This is a genomic window from Klebsiella sp. CTHL.F3a, from assembly GCF_019890895.1.
In the GTDB taxonomy this organism is placed as follows: Bacteria; Pseudomonadota; Gammaproteobacteria; order Enterobacterales; family Enterobacteriaceae; genus Klebsiella; species Klebsiella grimontii.
This window is the reverse complement of the sequence record NZ_CP082360.1, coordinates 4,899,515-4,916,029: the sequence shown is the minus strand read 5'-3', so window position 1 is coordinate 4,916,029 and position 16,515 is coordinate 4,899,515. Positions and strand designations below refer to the sequence as shown.

General features: G+C 55.2%; 14 protein-coding genes. 6 read left to right on the top strand and 8 right to left on the bottom strand.

Features of this window, described 5'->3' with window-relative positions:
• Window positions 1-5: 5 nt before the first annotated feature.
• A complete protein-coding gene (gene hemL / locus K7H21_RS23090) occupies window positions 6-1,286 on the bottom strand; it encodes a glutamate-1-semialdehyde 2,1-aminomutase (protein ID WP_049113687.1) in 1,281 nt (426 codons plus the stop codon).
• A 304-nt stretch (window positions 1,287-1,590) separates the two neighbouring features.
• Here hemL and clcA point away from each other — a divergent pair, with 304 nt between their 5' ends.
• Together clcA and erpA are read left to right on the top strand one after the other, a co-directional pair.
• Window positions 1,591-3,009: a H(+)/Cl(-) exchange transporter ClcA gene (clcA, locus tag K7H21_RS23085; RefSeq protein ID WP_032742254.1), complete on the top strand. Its 1,419-nt coding sequence runs from the start codon at window positions 1,591-1,593 to the stop codon at window positions 3,007-3,009.
• 81 nt (window positions 3,010-3,090) lie between these two features.
• Complete coding sequence (gene erpA, locus K7H21_RS23080) at window positions 3,091-3,435, top strand: iron-sulfur cluster insertion protein ErpA (protein ID WP_004098733.1); 345 nt, start codon at window positions 3,091-3,093, stop codon at window positions 3,433-3,435.
• 87 nt (window positions 3,436-3,522) lie between these two features.
• Here erpA and K7H21_RS23075 read toward each other — a convergent pair whose 3' ends face one another.
• The 3 genes from K7H21_RS23075 to mtnN all read right to left on the bottom strand — a co-directional run bounded on the left by K7H21_RS23075 (window position 3,523) and on the right by mtnN (window position 5,818).
• Window positions 3,523-4,146 (bottom strand): TRIC cation channel family protein, encoded by a 624-nt coding sequence (locus K7H21_RS23075; protein ID WP_004129095.1) that lies wholly within the window; start codon window positions 4,144-4,146, stop codon window positions 3,523-3,525.
• Window positions 4,147-4,326: 180 nt separating this feature from the next.
• On the bottom strand, window positions 4,327-5,127 hold the full coding sequence (btuF, locus tag K7H21_RS23070) for a vitamin B12 ABC transporter substrate-binding protein BtuF (protein ID WP_004129097.1): 801 nt from the start codon (window positions 5,125-5,127) through the stop codon (window positions 4,327-4,329).
• The gene (mtnN, locus tag K7H21_RS23065) at window positions 5,120-5,818 is read right to left on the bottom strand and encodes a 5'-methylthioadenosine/S-adenosylhomocysteine nucleosidase (protein WP_004129100.1); all 699 of its coding nucleotides are present in this window, start codon (window positions 5,816-5,818) and stop codon (window positions 5,120-5,122) included. Before mtnN ends, btuF begins: the two co-directional genes overlap by 8 nt.
• An 84-nt stretch (window positions 5,819-5,902) precedes the next feature.
• On the opposite strand from mtnN, the gene dgt reads away from it, so the two are divergent.
• The 3 genes from dgt (at window position 5,903) to cdaR (ending at window position 10,338) form a co-directional block, all read left to right on the top strand.
• A complete protein-coding gene (gene dgt, locus K7H21_RS23060) occupies window positions 5,903-7,417 on the top strand; it encodes a dGTPase (RefSeq protein ID WP_142446315.1) in 1,515 nt (504 codons plus the stop codon).
• Window positions 7,418-7,551: 134 nt separating this feature from the next.
• The gene (gene degP, locus K7H21_RS23055; protein ID WP_004098740.1) at window positions 7,552-8,991 is read left to right on the top strand and encodes a serine endoprotease DegP; all 1,440 of its coding nucleotides are present in this window, start codon (window positions 7,552-7,554) and stop codon (window positions 8,989-8,991) included.
• 189 nt (window positions 8,992-9,180) lie between these two features.
• Entirely contained in the window at window positions 9,181-10,338 is a 1,158-nt protein-coding gene (cdaR, locus tag K7H21_RS23050; RefSeq protein WP_004098741.1) for a DNA-binding transcriptional regulator CdaR, read from the top strand.
• Between the two features lie 47 nt (window positions 10,339-10,385).
• Here cdaR and K7H21_RS23045 read toward each other — a convergent pair whose 3' ends face one another.
• The 4 genes from K7H21_RS23045 to map form a co-directional block, all read right to left on the bottom strand.
• A complete protein-coding gene (locus K7H21_RS23045; protein WP_004098742.1) occupies window positions 10,386-10,775 on the bottom strand; it encodes a DUF3461 family protein in 390 nt (129 codons plus the stop codon).
• Window positions 10,776-10,882: 107 nt separating this feature from the next.
• The gene (gene dapD, locus K7H21_RS23040; protein WP_004129103.1) at window positions 10,883-11,707 is read right to left on the bottom strand and encodes a 2,3,4,5-tetrahydropyridine-2,6-dicarboxylate N-succinyltransferase; all 825 of its coding nucleotides are present in this window, start codon (window positions 11,705-11,707) and stop codon (window positions 10,883-10,885) included.
• A gap of 34 nt (window positions 11,708-11,741) precedes the next feature.
• Window positions 11,742-14,405 (bottom strand): bifunctional uridylyltransferase/uridylyl-removing protein GlnD, encoded by a 2,664-nt coding sequence (glnD, locus tag K7H21_RS23035; protein WP_049114434.1) that lies wholly within the window; start codon window positions 14,403-14,405, stop codon window positions 11,742-11,744.
• A gap of 191 nt (window positions 14,406-14,596) precedes the next feature.
• Window positions 14,597-15,391, bottom strand: a complete 795-nt coding sequence (map, locus tag K7H21_RS23030; protein ID WP_004129107.1) for a type I methionyl aminopeptidase — start codon at window positions 15,389-15,391, stop codon at window positions 14,597-14,599.
• A 323-nt stretch (window positions 15,392-15,714) separates the two neighbouring features.
• On the opposite strand from map, the gene rpsB reads away from it, so the two are divergent.
• Window positions 15,715-16,440 carry a 30S ribosomal protein S2 gene (gene rpsB, locus K7H21_RS23025; protein WP_003856207.1) on the top strand — a complete coding sequence of 242 codons (726 nt, stop codon included), beginning with the start codon at window positions 15,715-15,717 and terminating at the stop codon, window positions 16,438-16,440.
• Window positions 16,441-16,515: the final 75 nt, after the last annotated feature.

The window sequence follows — 16,515 nt, the reverse complement described above, 5'->3', positions numbered from 1 at the left end:
CAGAGTTACAGCTTCGCGAAGGCGTTACGCGCGGCGGCAACGGTGTTGTCGATATCTTCTTCGCTGTGGGCGATGGACATAAATCCAGCTTCAAACGCCGACGGCGCCAGATAGACGCCCTCTTCCAGCATCAGGTGGAAGAAGCGTTTGAAACGCTCTACGTCGCATTTGACCACGTCCTGGTAGCTGGTCACGGTTGGCGCGTCGGTAAAGAAAATGCCGAACATGCCGCCAACATTATTCACCACCAGCGGAATACCGGCATCGCGAGCGGCGTCCAGCAGACCCTGAGCCAGCTGGTTGGTCAGTTCGGTTAGCGTCTCGTGCACACCGGGCTGCGCCACTTCGCTTAAGCAGGCGAAACCTGCCGCCATCGCGATGGGGTTGCCGGAGAGGGTGCCTGCCTGATAAACCGGGCCGGTCGGCGCGAGGGCATCCATCACTTCCCGACGGCCGCCGAATGCGCCTACTGGCATACCGCCGCCGATGATTTTGCCAAGGCAGGTTAGATCCGGCACCACGCCGTAGTAATCCTGCGCGCCGGCCAGCGCCACGCGGAAGCCGGTCATCACTTCATCGATAATCAGCAGCGCGCCGAATTCGTCGCACAGCGCGCGCAGGCCTGGCAGAAACTCCGGCAGCGGCGGGATGCAGTTCATATTACCGGCCACCGGCTCAACGATGATGCAGGCGATATCCTGCGGGTACTGCTCGAACGCGGCACGAACCGAGGACAGATCGTTATAGGTGCAGGTCAGGGTGTGTTTAGCGAAGTCCGCCGGCACGCCCGGCGAATTCGGTTGGCCGAGCGTCAGCGCGCCTGAGCCGGCCTTCACCAGCAGGCAGTCGGCGTGGCCGTGGTAGCAGCCTTCGAACTTAATGATTTTGTCACGGCCGGTGAAGCCACGGGCCAGGCGAATGGCGCTCATGGTCGCTTCGGTACCGGAGTTCACCATGCGGACCATATCCATGGTCGGGACCAGTTCGGTAACCAGCGCCGCCATTTTGACTTCCATCTCGGTTGGCGCGCCAAAGCTTAAACCGCGTTCGGCGGCTTCAATGACCGCGTTGCGGATGGCCGGGTGGTTGTGACCCAGCACCATTGGGCCCCAGGAACCGACATAATCGATATACGCTTTACCATCAACGTCGTAAAGGTAAGCGCCGTCGGCGCGCTCGATAAACAGCGGCGTACCGCCGACGCCGGTAAAGGCACGTACCGGAGAGTTCACGCCGCCGGGAATAAGTTCACGCGCAGCGTTATACAGATTTTCAGATTTGCTCATTGCCTGGGTCCTGGTTCGTGAAAAATGTTTTGTCGGTTATTCTAAGTTATTCCAGGAAGGTTATATACCCGTCATACTTCAAGTTGCAGGTGTGTTGGCTGCGCTCGTTCACCCGAATCACTTACCAGAGTAAGCTCATCGGGATTCACTCTTTTGCCGCCTTCCTGCAACTCGAATTATTTAGGTATGAAAGTTTTGCCCAATTGAAACAATGGGCTCGCAGCGCATTTTTTTGACGACGGCGCTTGTCCGGTTGGCTAGAATGCCTTTCTTTCTATTTGTATTACTCATCATTGATAATGGCATGAAAGCAGAAAATCCCTCTTCTTCAGCACATCAGTTCGTACGCGTTCGCCGCAGCGATGCCGTGCGTCGGTTGATTCAGCGTGATAAGACGCCGCTGGCGGTGTTATTAATGGCCGCTGTTGTCGGAACGCTGGCGGGGCTGGTAGGCGTCGCGTTTGAGAAAAGCGTCAACTGGGTGCAGAACCTGCGTATTGGCGCGCTGGTAGAAGTGGCTGACCACTGGTTTCTGGTGTGGCCGCTGGCCTTTATTCTCTCCGCTTTGCTGGCGATGGTGGGCTATTTCCTCGTGCGGCGTTTTGCGCCGGAAGCGGGCGGCTCCGGGATACCGGAAATTGAAGGCGCGCTGGAAGAGCTGCGTCCCGTCCGCTGGTGGCGCGTGCTGCCGGTGAAGTTTATCGGCGGGATGGGTACGCTGGGCGCGGGAATGGTGCTGGGACGCGAAGGGCCGATGGTCCAGCTCGGGGGCAATCTGGGGCGCATGGTGGTGGACGTGTTCCGCATGCGCAGTCCGGAAGCGCGCCATACGCTGCTGGCGACCGGCGCCGCGGCGGGGCTCTCCGCTGCCTTTAACGCGCCGCTCGCCGGGATCCTGTTTATCATTGAGGAGATGCGCCCGCAGTTTCGCTACAATCTGATCTCTATTAAAGCCGTGTTTACCGGCGTGATTATGGCCACCATTGTTTTCCGTATCTTCAACGGCGATAAAGCGGTTATTGAGGTCGGTAAGCTCAGCAATGCGCCGGTCAACACCCTGTGGTTGTATTTGATCCTCGGGATGATTTTTGGCTGCATTGGCCCACTGTTTAATACGCTGGTGCTGCGTACCCAGGATATGTTCCAGCGGATCCACGGCGGCAATATCAAAAAGTGGGTGCTGATTGGCGGCCTGATCGGTGGCAGCTGCGGCGTGCTGGGGCTGATTCAGCCAACGGCGTCCGGCGGCGGGTTTAACCTGATCCCTATCGCCGCGGCGGGCAATTTTTCCGTTGGCCTGCTCCTGTTTATTTTTATCGCGCGGGTGATCACCACGCTGCTCTGCTTCTCTTCCGGCGCGCCCGGCGGTATCTTTGCGCCGATGCTGGCGCTGGGGACGCTGCTGGGGACGGCGTTTGGCATGGCGGCGACGCCGCTGTTTCCGGCCTATCATCTGGATGCAGGAACCTTTGCCATCGCCGGGATGGGCGCGCTGCTCGCCGCCTCGGTCCGCGCGCCGTTGACCGGCATCGTTCTGGTGCTGGAGATGACCGATAACTATCAGCTCATTTTGCCAATGATTATTACCTGTCTCGGCGCAACACTATTGGCACAATTCCTCGGCGGTAAGCCTTTATACTCGACAATCCTGCAGCGCACCCTGGCAAAACAAAAGGCGGAGCAGGAAGCCAAGGCGCAGCCGGTCGGCGGGGAGAATACTTGAACGATTTACTCGGGTATTGGATAATGGCTCAAAAGGTCGGGTTATTCTTTAACCGGTCAGAAGTATCAATGGGAGCATAAAATGAGTGATGACGTAGCGTTGCCGCTGGAGTTTACCGAAGCCGCAGCGATTAAAGTAAAAGACCTGATTGCTGATGAAGACAATCCCAACCTGAAACTGCGCGTATATATCACCGGCGGTGGCTGCAGCGGTTTCCAGTACGGTTTTACCTTCGACGATCAGGTTAACGAAGGCGATATGACTATTGAGAAGCAGGGCGTCGGCCTGGTGGTTGACCCAATGAGCCTGCAGTATCTGGTCGGCGGCGCCGTCGATTATACCGAAGGTCTGGAAGGTTCACGTTTTATCGTGACCAACCCGAATGCGAAAAGCACCTGCGGCTGCGGCTCCTCGTTCAGCGTCTAAAGATAGCGCGGCCTCCCCTGAACTCTCCCGCAGAGAGAGGGAGCCAACGCTAAAAACGGTAACGTTAAGGTTACCGTTTTGCTTTTCTTACCGCCCATTCTCATCAAGCGCAAAAGTTGGCAGCTTCAGATGCCAGCGGATTGCCGCCAGCCTGATGACCAGCGTGACCACCATACCTATCATCGCCGCGTTTTCTAACGGAACCTGAAAAGTGTAGTACGCCGTCGCATGCACGATGCCACCAACGATGCAGGCCGTCGCGTAGATTTCCGTACGCAGTATCATCGGGATTTCGCGCGCCAGCACATCGCGGATGATCCCCCCGCCGACGCCGGTGACGACGCCCATACAGACGGCCACCAGGGGCCCGCTATGGGCAATAAAGGCTTTGTTGACGCCGATACCGACAAACACCGCCAGACCAACGGCGTCCAGCACTGGCAGTACCCATTTAGGTAACCGGCGCGGCTGGCGCACCAGCAGGATAGTGAACATGCTGGTAACCATCGCCACCACCAGATCGGTAGGATCTTTAACCCAAAATACCGGGCCGTTAGCAAGGGCCATATCGCGAATGGTCCCGCCGCCCACCGCGGTAACCACGCCTAATACCAGCACGCCGAAAGGGTCCATGCGCAGCTTTCCAGCCAGCAGGACGCCGGAGATGGCAAACACGGCGGTGCCAATAATATCCAGCCAATAGACAAGCATCGTCAGTTCCCACTTATTGTCTATCCCATCAGGTTATTTCATTTGCCAGTTTGACCCTGGTCAGCGCTTACGAACCTCACGTACTGCGTGTACGCTGCGGTTGCTCCGCGCTGTCCTCCAAACTGGCTGCAACAATTGCGCCTGGTGGGATAGGTTCTGAGCACCTGGGTTAGCAGGTGGTTATTTTATCTGCTCGAGCGCAGTACAGAGTTGTTTTGCGGCGAGGATAATACGTGGGCTCGCGCGTTCAAACCAGTCGCCATGTAGCGCAATAAACGAAATTTTTAGCTGATTCTGCCAATAGCGCTCAACGGCGGGAAGTTGACTGGCGTCGCCGGCGATGACAATGGCCTGAGGCTGCCTTGCCAGTACCTGTTCACGGCTCACCTGCGGCCAGGGAACCCGGCTGGCGGCAAAAATGTTTTCTCCACCGCACAGGGTCAGAACCTGATCCTGAATCGATCCTTTGCTGGTGGTAAAGAGCGGGCTGGCGCCGAACTGTAAAAAAACGCGTTTTTTCGGCCCGCTCGCATAGCGGGCTTTTAAGGTCTGGTACTCGTCCTGCATTTTCTGCGCCGCCTGCCGCGCCTTTTCCGGCTGCGGGCTCCACTGCGCCAGTTGGCGAAGCGTTGCGATAATGTCTTCAATGGTCGCCGTTTCGACCCAGATGACTTTTATCCCGAGCGAGCTTAGCTGATTCACCTGACGTTCAGCGTTGCCGCCGCGCCACGCCAGCACCATGTCGGGCTTGAGGGCGACGATGCGTTCCAGATTCATCCCTTGCCAGCTGGAAACCTGCTCTATTTTTGCGGCTTCGGGGGGATAATCGGAATAGCTGCTGACGCCAACCGGCGTAATGCCGGCGGCAAACGCCAGTTCAGTATTGGCAGGAGAGAGCGTAATCACCCGCGGCGCGGCGAAAAGCCACGCCGGGGCGAGCAGCAACAGGACGGCAAGCGCCGCGTTGAGCGACTTAGCCACGGGCCAGGCGCTGCACCAGGTTTTCCACCATCAGGGTGGATTGCTTCGCGGCAACGGCGAGAAACTCGTCGAAGCTCAGATGCGACTGCTGGTCGGCAACGTCAGAGATCGCGCGAACGACAACAAACGGTACACCATAGTTGTGGCAGACGTGCGCGATGGCTGTGGCTTCCATTTCTACCGCGACGGCCTGCGGGAAGTTGTGGCGGATTTTTGCGAGGCCAATAGAACCGTTGATGAAGGCGTCGCCGCTGACGATCAGTCCGCGTACCGCATTCAGGTTCAGCGCCTTGATGCAGGTCTCCGCGGCGGCAATCAGCTTATCATCGGCTTTGAAACCGGCAGGGCAGCCCGGCAGCTGGCCATACTCATAGCCAAACGCGGTGACGTCCGCGTCGTGATAGCGCGTTTCGTCGGAGACGACGATATCGCCGACCTTCAGGGTTGATGCCAGACCGCCCGCGGAACCGGTGTTAATAATCACATCCGGCTTGCAGTGCTCCATCAGCAGGGTCGCGCCCATGGCGGCGGCCACTTTGCCAATACCCGATTTCAACAGAGCGACGTCAATACCCTGAAGCTGGCCGGTGTAGATTTCGCTGCCGCCGATAGTGAGGGTCTGGCGGTTGTCGATTTTGTCGCGCAGAAGGGTAACTTCTTCTTCCATTGCGCCAATAATACCGATTTTCATAGATTTACTCGCGATGTGTGGGTTTTAGCGGCATAGTCTATCATGCGCTTAGAAGGAAACGTTATTGCTCGCTCGGGGGAGATCATGGCTAAGATCGATTTTCGCAACAAGATTAACTGGCGTCGCCGCTATCGTTCACCGCAGGGCGTTGAGACGGAGCGTGAAATCCTGCGAATTTTCGAAAGCGATCGTGGGCGCATCATCAACTCTCCGGCGATCCGCCGGTTGCAGCAGAAAACCCAGGTTTTCCCGCTGGAGCGCAACGCCGCGGTGCGAACCCGTCTGACCCACTCCCTGGAGGTTCAACAGGTTGGCCGCTATATCGCTAAAGAGGTGCTGAGCCGCCTGAAAGAACAGAAGCTGCTGGAGAGCTACGGGCTGGATGAGCTCACCGGGCCGTTCGAAAGCATCGTTGAAATGGCCTGCCTGATGCACGATATCGGCAATCCGCCTTTTGGCCATTTTGGCGAGGCGGCCATTAACGATTGGTTCAGCCAGCGGCTTTTCCCCGGCGATGCGGCCAGCCAGCCGTTAACCGACGATCGCTGCGGGGTCGCGGCGCTGCGCCTGCAGGAAGGCGATAGCCAGCTGAATGAGCTGCGGCGTAAGGTTCGCCAGGATTTATGCTGGTTTGAAGGCAATGCCCAGGGCATTCGCTTAGTGCATACGCTGATGCGAATGAATCTGACCTGGGCGCAGGTGGGCTGTATTCTAAAATATACGCGTCCGGCATGGTGGCGCGGGGAACCGCCGGCCAGCCACAATTATTTAATGAAAAAACCCGGTTATTATTTAGCCGAAGAGGGCTATGTTGCGAGGTTGCGTAAAGAACTTGATCTGGCCCCTTACAATCGCTTCCCATTAACGTGGATTATGGAAGCTGCGGATGACATCTCATATTGCGTCGCCGACCTTGAAGATGCGGTAGAAAAACGCATCTTCAGCGTAGAGCAGCTTTATCAGCATCTCTATGAAGCCTGGGGCGTTCACGAAAAAGATTCCTTGTTTAATCAAGTTGTCGAAAACGCCTGGGAGAAATCGCGTGCGAATTCTCTTAGCCGGAGTACCGAAGATCAATTTTTTATGTATTTACGGGTAAATACGCTCAATAGGCTGGTACCCTACGCGGCGCGTCGGTTTATTGATAATCTGCCGAAGATTTTTAGCGGCGATTTTAATCATGCGCTGCTGGAGGATGACAGCGATTGCAGTCAATTGCTTGAACTTTATAAAAATGTTGCGGTAAAACATGTGTTTAGCCATCCTGACGTCGAACAGCTGGAACTTCAGGGCTATCGTGTTATTAGCGGTTTACTCGATATTTATCAGCCGTTGCTAAAATTATCGCTGGATGAGTTTAGTCTGCTGGTGGAAAAAGAGCGGGTGAGAAGTTTACCGATTGCATCACGTCTTTTCCAGAAGCTTTCGACTCGTCATCGGTTGGCCTACGTAGAGGCGGTAAATAAAATTTCGCGCAATAATCCGGAATTCCCGGTGCTGGAATATTATTATCGCTGTCGTCTCATTCAGGACTATATCAGCGGCATGACCGACTTGTATGCATGGGATGAATATCGACGATTGATGGCCGTAGAATAAGGGTGAGTTTTGTAAAGACGGACAATAAATTTTTACTTTTACCCAAACTTCATTCCGGAACTTCGCGCTATAAAATGACTCTGATAGTCACCAACACAGCAACTATTCGTTATCTGAAATCGAGATTGAAACATATGAAAAAAACCACGTTAGCAATGAGTGCCCTGGCTCTGAGTTTAGGTCTGGCGTTGTCCCCTCTCTCTGCGAGCGCGGCGGAAACAGCTTCTTCGGCGACTAATGCGCAGCAAATGCCAAGCCTGGCCCCGATGCTGGAAAAAGTGATGCCGTCGGTCGTGAGCATTAACGTTGAGGGGAGCACCACCGTTAATACGCCGCGGATGCCGCGTAACTTCCAGCAGTTCTTTGGCGATAATTCGCCGTTCTGTCAGGATGGTTCTCCGTTCCAAAGCTCTCCGTTCTGTCAGGGCGGCGGGCAGGGCGGCGCGCCGGGTAGCGATGGCGGCCAGCAGCAGAAATTTATGGCCCTCGGTTCCGGGGTGATCATCGATGCCGCTAAAGGCTATGTCGTCACCAACAACCACGTGGTGGATAACGCCACCACGATCAAAGTTCAGCTGAGCGATGGACGTAAGTTCGACGCGAAAGTGGTGGGTAAAGATCCGCGTTCTGATATTGCGCTGATTCAAATTCAGGATCCGAAAAACCTGAGCGCGATTAAGCTGGCGGACTCTGACGCCCTGCGCGTCGGCGATTATACCGTAGCGATCGGTAACCCGTTTGGTCTGGGCGAAACCGTCACTTCGGGGATCGTCTCCGCATTAGGTCGTAGCGGCCTGAACGTTGAAAATTATGAAAACTTTATCCAGACCGATGCGGCGATTAACCGCGGTAACTCCGGCGGCGCGCTGGTTAACCTCAACGGCGAGCTGATCGGTATCAACACCGCGATTCTGGCGCCGGACGGCGGCAACATTGGTATCGGTTTCGCTATTCCGAGCAACATGGTGAAAAACCTGACCGATCAGATGGTCAAATTTGGCCAGGTTAAACGCGGTGAGCTGGGCATCATGGGGACCGAGCTGAATTCCGAACTGGCGAAAGCGATGAAAGTCGACGCTCAGCGCGGCGCCTTCGTCAGCCAGGTGATGCCGAACTCGGCGGCCGCGAAAGCGGGGATTAAAGCCGGTGACGTGATTACGACTCTGAACGGTAAGTCGATCAGCAGCTTTGCCGCGCTGCGTGCCCAGGTGGGCACCATGCCGATCGGCAGCAAAGTCGAGCTTGGCCTGCTGCGTGACGGTAAGCCGGTGACGGTGACCGTTGAGCTACAGCAAAGCAACCAGAATCAGGTTGATTCAAGCACTATCTTCAACGGTATTGAAGGTGCTGAAATGAGCAACAAAGGCCAGGACAAAGGCGTCGTGGTGAGCAATGTGAAAGCGGGAACGCCGGCGGCGCAGATTGGCCTGAAGAAAGGCGATATTATCGTTGGCGCTAACCAGCAGCCGGTGAAAAATATCGCCGACCTGCGCAAAATCTTTGATGCCAAACCGTCGGTTCTGGCCCTCAATATCCAGCGCGGCGATACGTCGATTTATCTGCTGATGCAGTAATTTCTGACGGTTCGCAAAGCCCCTTTTCTCCTTGCGGAGAGAAGGGGCTTTTTATTTCTTCCGGAGCTTCCCTTTTCGTTCTGTGACATCTTCCACAACTCCATACATCTTGTCCCGCCTTTGTGCGAATGCACAATGCGGCGTGTTGCCAACTCTTTTATGCTGGTCGCCTGCTCACGGGAGGGTTACATGGCTGGCTGGCATCTTGATACCAAAATGGCGCAGGATATCGTGGCGCGTACGATGCGCATCATTGATACCAATATTAACGTAATGGATGCCCGCGGGCGCATTATCGGCAGCGGAGACCGCGAGCGAATTGGTGAATTGCACGAAGGCGCGCTATTAGTACTTTCTCAGGGCCGCGTTGTCGATATTGATGATGCTGTTGCCCGACATCTGCACGGCGTGCGCCAGGGGATCAACCTGCCGCTGCGTCTGGAAGGGGAGATCGTCGGCGTCATCGGCCTGACCGGCGAACCGGAATCGCTGCGTAAATACGGTGAACTGGTTTGTATGACCGCCGAGATGATGCTGGAACAATCGCGGTTGATGCATCTTCTGGCCCAGGATAGCCGTCTGCGCGAAGAGCTGGTTATGAACCTGATTCAGGCGGAAGAGAACACCCCGGCGCTGACCGAGTGGGCCCAGCGTCTGGGGATCGATCTCAATCAGCCTCGCGTGGTGGCGATGATAGAAGTAGATAGCGGCCAGTTGGGCGTAGATAGCGCGATGGCGGAGCTGCAGCAGCTCCAGACCGCGTTGACCACGCCGGACCGTAATAATCTGGTGGCCATTGTCTCGCTGACGGAAATGGTGGTGCTGAAACCCGCGCTGAATGCCTTTGGCCGCTGGGATGCGGAAGATCATTGCAAACGGGTCGAGCAGCTGATCAGCCGGATGAAAGAGAATGGTCAGCTGCGTTTTCGCGTGGCGTTGGGAAACTTTTTTACCGGGCCGGGCAGTATCGCCCGTTCATACCGCACCGCCAGGACCACGATGATGGTCGGCAAGCAGCGGATGCCGGAGAGCCGCAGCTATTTCTACCAGGATTTGATGCTGCCGGTGCTGCTTGATAGCCTGCGCGGCGGCTGGCAGGCCAATGAACTGGCGCGCCCGCTGGTTCGCCTGAAGGCGATGGATAACAACGGTCTGCTGCGCCGCACCTTACAGGCATGGTTTCGTCACAACGTGCAGCCGCTGGCGACCTCAAAGGCGCTGTTTATTCACCGCAATACGCTGGAATACCGTTTGAACCGCATTTCTGAGCTGACGGGGCTGGATTTAGGCAATTTTGACGATCGTCTGCTGCTGTATATTGCGCTGCAGCTCGATGAGCAGAGATAGAATACCGTTCCCGGCCAGGAGGATTAACGCCGGGAACAGGGCTCAACTTATTTATTGCGGGTCAGTTTTTCCAGATCGGATTCGATTTCGCTGATCTTATTGGTCACCACGCTTTCCAGGTGACGCAGATCGTCAAGGATCTTACGTTTCAGATCGATTTCGGTACGATCGCGCTGACAGATTTGATCCAATTCGTCGATGATATAGCGTAGGTTAGGGCTAATTTCCTGGACTTCTTTATATCCCTGGCCCACGCCGTCGGCGACCACGGTTTTGCGCTGACGCGGATATTTGAATTTGACGCTCTTAGCGAAGAACTCGCCTTTATCCTTCTGAAAGTAGATTTTCAGAATGTCGTTGTTGGCTTCCTGCCGCAGGCTATAGCGATCGATTTCATCAGGATTGGTAATACCAAGACTTTTCAGATTATCGTACATAACGGTACCTTTGATATCATCGTAATCTTTGAATAATTAACGAAAAAATCTATCTTCGCCAGCTTAATATATAAAAAAAGCGGGATGCCTCCCGCTTTTCATACTGCTTAGTCGATGGTACGCAGAAGTTCGTTGATTCCAACTTTGCCGCGGGTTTTGGCATCGACTTTTTTGACGATGACCGCGCAGTACAGGCTATACTTGCCATCTTTTGACGGCAGGTTGCCGGAGACGACGACGGAGCCTGCCGGAACACGGCCATAGAACACTTCACCGGTTTCGCGGTCGTAGATTTTGGTGCTCTGGCCGAGGTACACGCCCATAGAGATAACGGAACCCTCTTCGACGATAACGCCCTCAACGACTTCGGAACGCGCGCCGATAAAGCAGTTATCTTCGATAATGGTCGGGTTAGCCTGCAGCGGCTCCAGTACGCCACCGATACCGACGCCGCCGGACAAGTGGACGTTTTTGCCGATCTGCGCGCAGGAACCGACGGTCGCCCAGGTATCCACCATGGAACCTTCGTCAACGTAGGCGCCGATGTTCACATAGGACGGCATCAGAACCGTATTGCGAGCGATAAACGCCCCCTGACGAACGGCTGCTGGCGGAACGACGCGGAACCCTTCTTTCTGGAAACGCGCTTCATCATAATCCGCGAACTTCATTGGGACTTTATCGAAGTAGCGGCTTTCCGCACCATCGATAACCTGGTTATCGTTAATACGGAAAGAGAGCAGAACCGCTTTCTTCAGCCACTGATGGGTGACCCACTGGCCGTCAACTTTTTCAGCGACACGCAGCGCGCCGGAATCAAGCAGAGAAATCACCTGGTTAACCGCTTCGCGGGTCACGGTATCCACGTTTGCCGGGGTGATGTCGGCGCGACGCTCAAAAGCGGACTCAATAACGTTCTGTAATTGCTGCATTGTTTACTCTTTCCATTTACTTAAAAAAAATACGTTACCCTTTATCGTTTGGATTGAGGGCCTCTGTCAACCGTTGTTGCACTTCTTGCTGTAGCTCATTATTAAGGGCGCGCCGGTCTGCCGTGGCGATTATAAATAAATCTTCTACTCGCTCACCAATTGTCGTAATTCGCGCCCCGTGGAGCGAAATGCCGAGGTCGGCAAACACCTGGCCGACGCGCGCTAACAGACCCGGCTGATCGAGAGCAATCAGCTCAAGAAAGGATTTCCGGTCGGTATGCGTCGGCAGGAAATTCACCTCTGTCGGCACGGAAAAATGCCTCAGCTTCGCCGCCTGACGACGGGGCGCCGGCGGCTGCCAGCTGCGCTGGCTGATGGTCTGCTCCAGGCCCACGCGGATCATTTCGTGCCTGTCGGCGGAAAGCGGGCTGCCGTCCGGCTCAAGAACGATAAAGGTATCCATCGCCATGCCGTCTCGGGTGGTGAAGATCTGCGCATCGTGAACGCTAAGATTACGGCGATCCAGTTCGCCGCAAACGGCAGCAAAGAGGTAAGGGCGGTCCGGGCTCCAGATAAAAATCTCGGTGCCGCCGCGCGTGGCGTGGGAACTGAGCAGGATCATCGGCTTGCTGAGATCGTGCCGCAGCAGATTGCGCGCATGCCATGCGAGCTGGTTTGGCGTATGGCGCACAAAGTAGTTGGCGCGGCAGCGGTTCCAGATTTGGTGCAGCGCCTGTTCATTGATATTTTCCATCCGCAGCAGGGCCAGCGCCTGTAGCTGATGGTGACGCACCCGCTCGCGCATATCCGGCGTGTTTTGCATCCCCCGGCGCAGCTGTTTTTCGGTGGCGAAATAGAGCTCGCGCAGCAGGCTCTGCTTCCAGCTGTTCCACAGGTTTTCGTTGGTGGCGCAGATATCGGCGACGGTCAGGCAGACCAGATAGTGCAGACGATTTTCCGTTTGCACCTCTTCGGCGAACTGCTTAATCACTTCCGGATCCTGAATATCGCGACGCTGGGCGGTGACCGACATCAGCAGATGATGGCGCACCAGCCAGGCGACCAGCTGGGTTTCGCGCGAGTTAAGACCGTGAAGCTCGGCGAATTTCAGCACGTCCTGCGCGCCGAGAATCGAATGGTCGCCGCCGCGCCCTTTGGCGATATCGTGGAAGAGGGCGGCGATAAGGATCAGCTCCGGATGCGTCAGGCGTGGCCACAGTTCCACGCACAGCGGATGGCGGCTACGGGTCTCTTCTTTGGCGAAGCTCTCGAGCTTCAGCAGCACGCGGATGGTGTGTTCATCAACGGTATAGGCGTGAAACAGATCGAACTGCATCTGGCCGACAATATGCGACCATTGCGGCATATAGGCCCACAGCACGCTATGGCGGTGCATTGGCAGCAGCCCGCGGCTTACCGCGCCCTGATGGCGCAGCATACTGAGGAACAGGGTCCGCGCTTCCGGAATGTAGCAAAGCGGCTGCGTCAGATGACGGCGGGCGTGGCGCAGATGGCGAAGCGTGGTGGAGTAAATGCCGGTGATGCTGCTGTTGCGCACCATCGTATAGAACATGCGCAGAATGGCCTGCGGTTCACGGATAAACAGCGTGTCATCGCGCAGATCGATAAGCGTGCCGCGCAGTTGAAAATCATCATCAATCGGCCGCGGCTTCTCATCCTCGGTGAGCGCGAGAATCGCTTCTTCGAACAGCTGGATCAGCATTTGATTCAGCTCGCTCACCCGGCGGGTGACGCGGAAGAAATCCTTCATCATATGCTCAATCGGCTGGTTGCTTTCGCCTTCATAGCGCAGACGGCGGGCGACGCTGAACTGCCTGTCGAACAGCAGGCGATTATCGTAGCGGTTGAGCTCAAGATGTAGCGCAAAGCGAATGCGCCAGAGCTGATGCAGGCATTCATTAAGCTCGTTGCGTTCGGCTTCGGTCAGGAAGCCGAAGCCGACCATTTCATCAAGCGAGGTGGCGCCGAAATGGCGTCGCGCGATCCACTGTAGGGTGTGGATATCGCGCAGGCCGCCCGGGCTGCTTTTCACGTCTGGCTCCAGGTTATAGCTGGTCCCGTGATAGCGCTGATGGCGTACATTCTGCTCTTCAACTTTTGCCGCAAAGAACTTTTCCGATGGCCAGAAGCCGTCGCTGAATATGTGTTTTTGTAGTTCAAGGAACAGCGCGACGTCGCCAATAAGCAGACGCGATTCAATCAGGTTGGTGGCGACGCTGAGGTCCGACAGTCCCTCCAGCAGGCACTCTTCGAGGGTGCGCACGCTGTGGCCGACTTCGAGTTTGATATCCCACAGCAGCGTCAGCAGCTCGCCGACCTTTTGCGCCTGTTCATCGGGGAGCTTTTTGCGGCTCAAAATAAGCAGATCGATATCAGAAAGCGGGTGCAGTTCACCGCGGCCGTAGCCGCCGACGGCGACCAGCGCGATGTCGTTAATTGAACCGAAACCGTACTCGACCCACAGCCGCTGGAGCAGCTGATCGATAAATTCTGTACGTGCTTCAATCAATCTTTCCGCGGCAATACCGCTATCAAAAGCCTCGCCCAGCCAGCGCTGAAAAACGTCGATAAGCGCTTTAATCGTCGCGCAATTGAAATCACTTTTTGGCCACTCGCCCGGATTTTCTGGCTGAGCGGACAGATCAAGGGGGACAGTATTAGATAGAGAGTTGCTCATTGCGCCACCATAAGAAAGAACTATCGCCCATAAAAAATCGCCGGGAGCGATTTTTAACGTCGCTTGCGGCGGCCCACAGGGTGACGGGCAGGACGCCCGTCATAAAAAATCGCCGGGAGCGATTATTAACGTCGCTTGCGGCGACCCACAGGATGCCCGTCATAAAAAAGCCGGCTGGCGCCGGCTTTTCATCATTCGTTGTGCGAGATTATCGCCGGGATAGTGTCATCCTGGCGTAACGTCAGTATTTCGCAGCCGTTATCTGTCACTACAATAGTATGCTCATACTGCGCAGACAAGCTCCGGTCTTTAGTTTTTACCGTCCAGCCGTCTTTCATGCTACGGATCTCTTTTTTACCCGCGTTGACCATTGGCTCAATGGTAAAGGTCATACCGGGTTTGAGCACCACGTTGGTTTCCGGAGAGTCGTAATGCAGCACCTGCGGTTCTTCATGGAAACCGCGGCCGATACCGTGGCCGCAGTACTCGCGTACCACGGAGAAACCTTCGGCTTCAACGTATTTTTGAATAGCGGCGCCGATAGCGCGCAGATTAATCCCCGGTTTGACCATTTTGAGGGCCAGATAGAGGCTTTCCTGGGTGATGCGGCACAGGCGCTCGCCGAGAATGGTCGGTTTACCGACGATAAACATCTTCGAGGTATCGCCGTGGAAATCATCTTTAATGACGGTGACGTCGATGTTGACTATATCGCCATCTTTCAGCAATTTGCCGTCGTCCGGGATCCCGTGGCACACCACTTCATTAATAGAGATGCAGACGGATTTCGGGAAGCCGTGGTAGCCCAGGCAGGCGGATACGGCTTTTTGTTCGTTAACGATATAATCGTTGCAGATGCGGTCCAGTTCGCCGGTGCTGACGCCCGGTTTTACGTAGGGTTCGATCATTTCCAGCACTTCGGCGGCCAGGCGGCCGGCAACGCGCATTTTTTCGATGTCTTCAGATGTCTTGATAGAAATAGCCATGGATTGTGTCCAGCAGTGTCGATTTTTTCGACAATAATAGATTATGTCTGAACAATGTTAACAGTCCGGGCGTCCTGCTGCCAAATTGAGAATCATTAGCAGCACGCTACGTCAACAACAGTTGGTTTCCGATCCTGTTTTGTGGTATAAAGCGCGCCGGACTTCTGTTCCATTCTCAGATACACAAGATGGACTGAAGCGACAAATCTCACTTTGTGTAACAACACACACGTATCGACACATATTCCGGGGTGCCCTTTGGGGTCGGTAATATGGGATACGTGGAGGCATAACCCCAACTTTTATCTATAGAGGTTTTAAACATGGCAACTGTTTCCATGCGCGACATGCTCAAGGCTGGTGTTCACTTTGGTCACCAGACCCGTTACTGGAACCCGAAAATGAAGCCTTTCATCTTCGGCGCGCGTAACAAAGTTCACATCATCAACCTTGAGAAAACTGTACCGATGTTCAACGAAGCTCTGGCTGAACTGAACAAGATCTCTTCTCGCAAAGGCAAAATCCTTTTCGTTGGTACTAAGCGCGCTGCAAGCGAAGCGGTAAAAGACGCTGCTAACAGCTGCGACCAGTTCTTCGTGAACCATCGCTGGCTGGGCGGTATGCTGACTAACTGGAAAACCGTTCGTCAGTCTATCAAACGTCTGAAAGACCTGGAAACTCAGTCCCAGGACGGTACTTTCGACAAGCTGACCAAGAAAGAAGCGCTGATGCGCACTCGTGAGCTGGACAAGCTGGAAAACAGCCTGGGCGGTATCAAAGACATGGGCGGCCTGCCGGACGCGCTGTTCGTTATCGACGCTGACCACGAGCACATCGCAATCAAAGAAGCAAACAACCTGGGTATTCCGGTATTTGCTATCGTTGATACTAACTCCGATCCGGACGGCGTTGACTTCGTTATCCCGGGTAACGACGACGCAATCCGTGCAGTTAGCCTGTACCTGAGCGCTGTTGCTGCTACCGTTCGTGAAGGCCGTTCTCAGGATCTGGCTTCTCAGGCGGAAGAAAGCTTCGTAGAAGCTGAATAATAAGGCATACCCTTATTTAGTACCGTGTATAAATAGGGGCCTCTTAGCGGCCCCTTTTTCACTTTCAAATCTGTC

What these genes read in the sequence shown, in the direction of transcription:
- dgt (WP_142446315.1), top strand. Translation starts at nt 5,903, where the DNA reads ATGGCTAAGATCGATTTTCGCAACAAGATTAACTGGCGTCGCCGCTAT.
- cdaR (WP_004098741.1), top strand. Translation starts at nt 9,181, where the DNA reads ATGGCTGGCTGGCATCTTGATACCAAAATGGCGCAGGATATCGTGGCG.
- map (WP_004129107.1), bottom strand. Translation starts at nt 15,391, where the DNA reads ATGGCTATTTCTATCAAGACATCTGAAGACATCGAAAAAATGCGCGTT.
- clcA (WP_032742254.1), top strand. Translation starts at nt 1,591, where the DNA reads ATGAAAGCAGAAAATCCCTCTTCTTCAGCACATCAGTTCGTACGCGTT.
- glnD (WP_049114434.1), bottom strand. Translation starts at nt 14,405, where the DNA reads ATGAGCAACTCTCTATCTAATACTGTCCCCCTTGATCTGTCCGCTCAG.
- dapD (WP_004129103.1), bottom strand. Translation starts at nt 11,707, where the DNA reads ATGCAGCAATTACAGAACGTTATTGAGTCCGCTTTTGAGCGTCGCGCC.
- degP (WP_004098740.1), top strand. Translation starts at nt 7,552, where the DNA reads ATGAAAAAAACCACGTTAGCAATGAGTGCCCTGGCTCTGAGTTTAGGT.
- mtnN (WP_004129100.1), bottom strand. Translation starts at nt 5,818, where the DNA reads ATGAAAATCGGTATTATTGGCGCAATGGAAGAAGAAGTTACCCTTCTG.
- rpsB (WP_003856207.1), top strand. Translation starts at nt 15,715, where the DNA reads ATGGCAACTGTTTCCATGCGCGACATGCTCAAGGCTGGTGTTCACTTT.
- K7H21_RS23075 (WP_004129095.1), bottom strand. Translation starts at nt 4,146, where the DNA reads ATGCTTGTCTATTGGCTGGATATTATTGGCACCGCCGTGTTTGCCATC.
- erpA (WP_004098733.1), top strand. Translation starts at nt 3,091, where the DNA reads ATGAGTGATGACGTAGCGTTGCCGCTGGAGTTTACCGAAGCCGCAGCG.
- hemL (WP_049113687.1), bottom strand. Translation starts at nt 1,286, where the DNA reads ATGAGCAAATCTGAAAATCTGTATAACGCTGCGCGTGAACTTATTCCC.
- K7H21_RS23045 (WP_004098742.1), bottom strand. Translation starts at nt 10,775, where the DNA reads ATGTACGATAATCTGAAAAGTCTTGGTATTACCAATCCTGATGAAATC.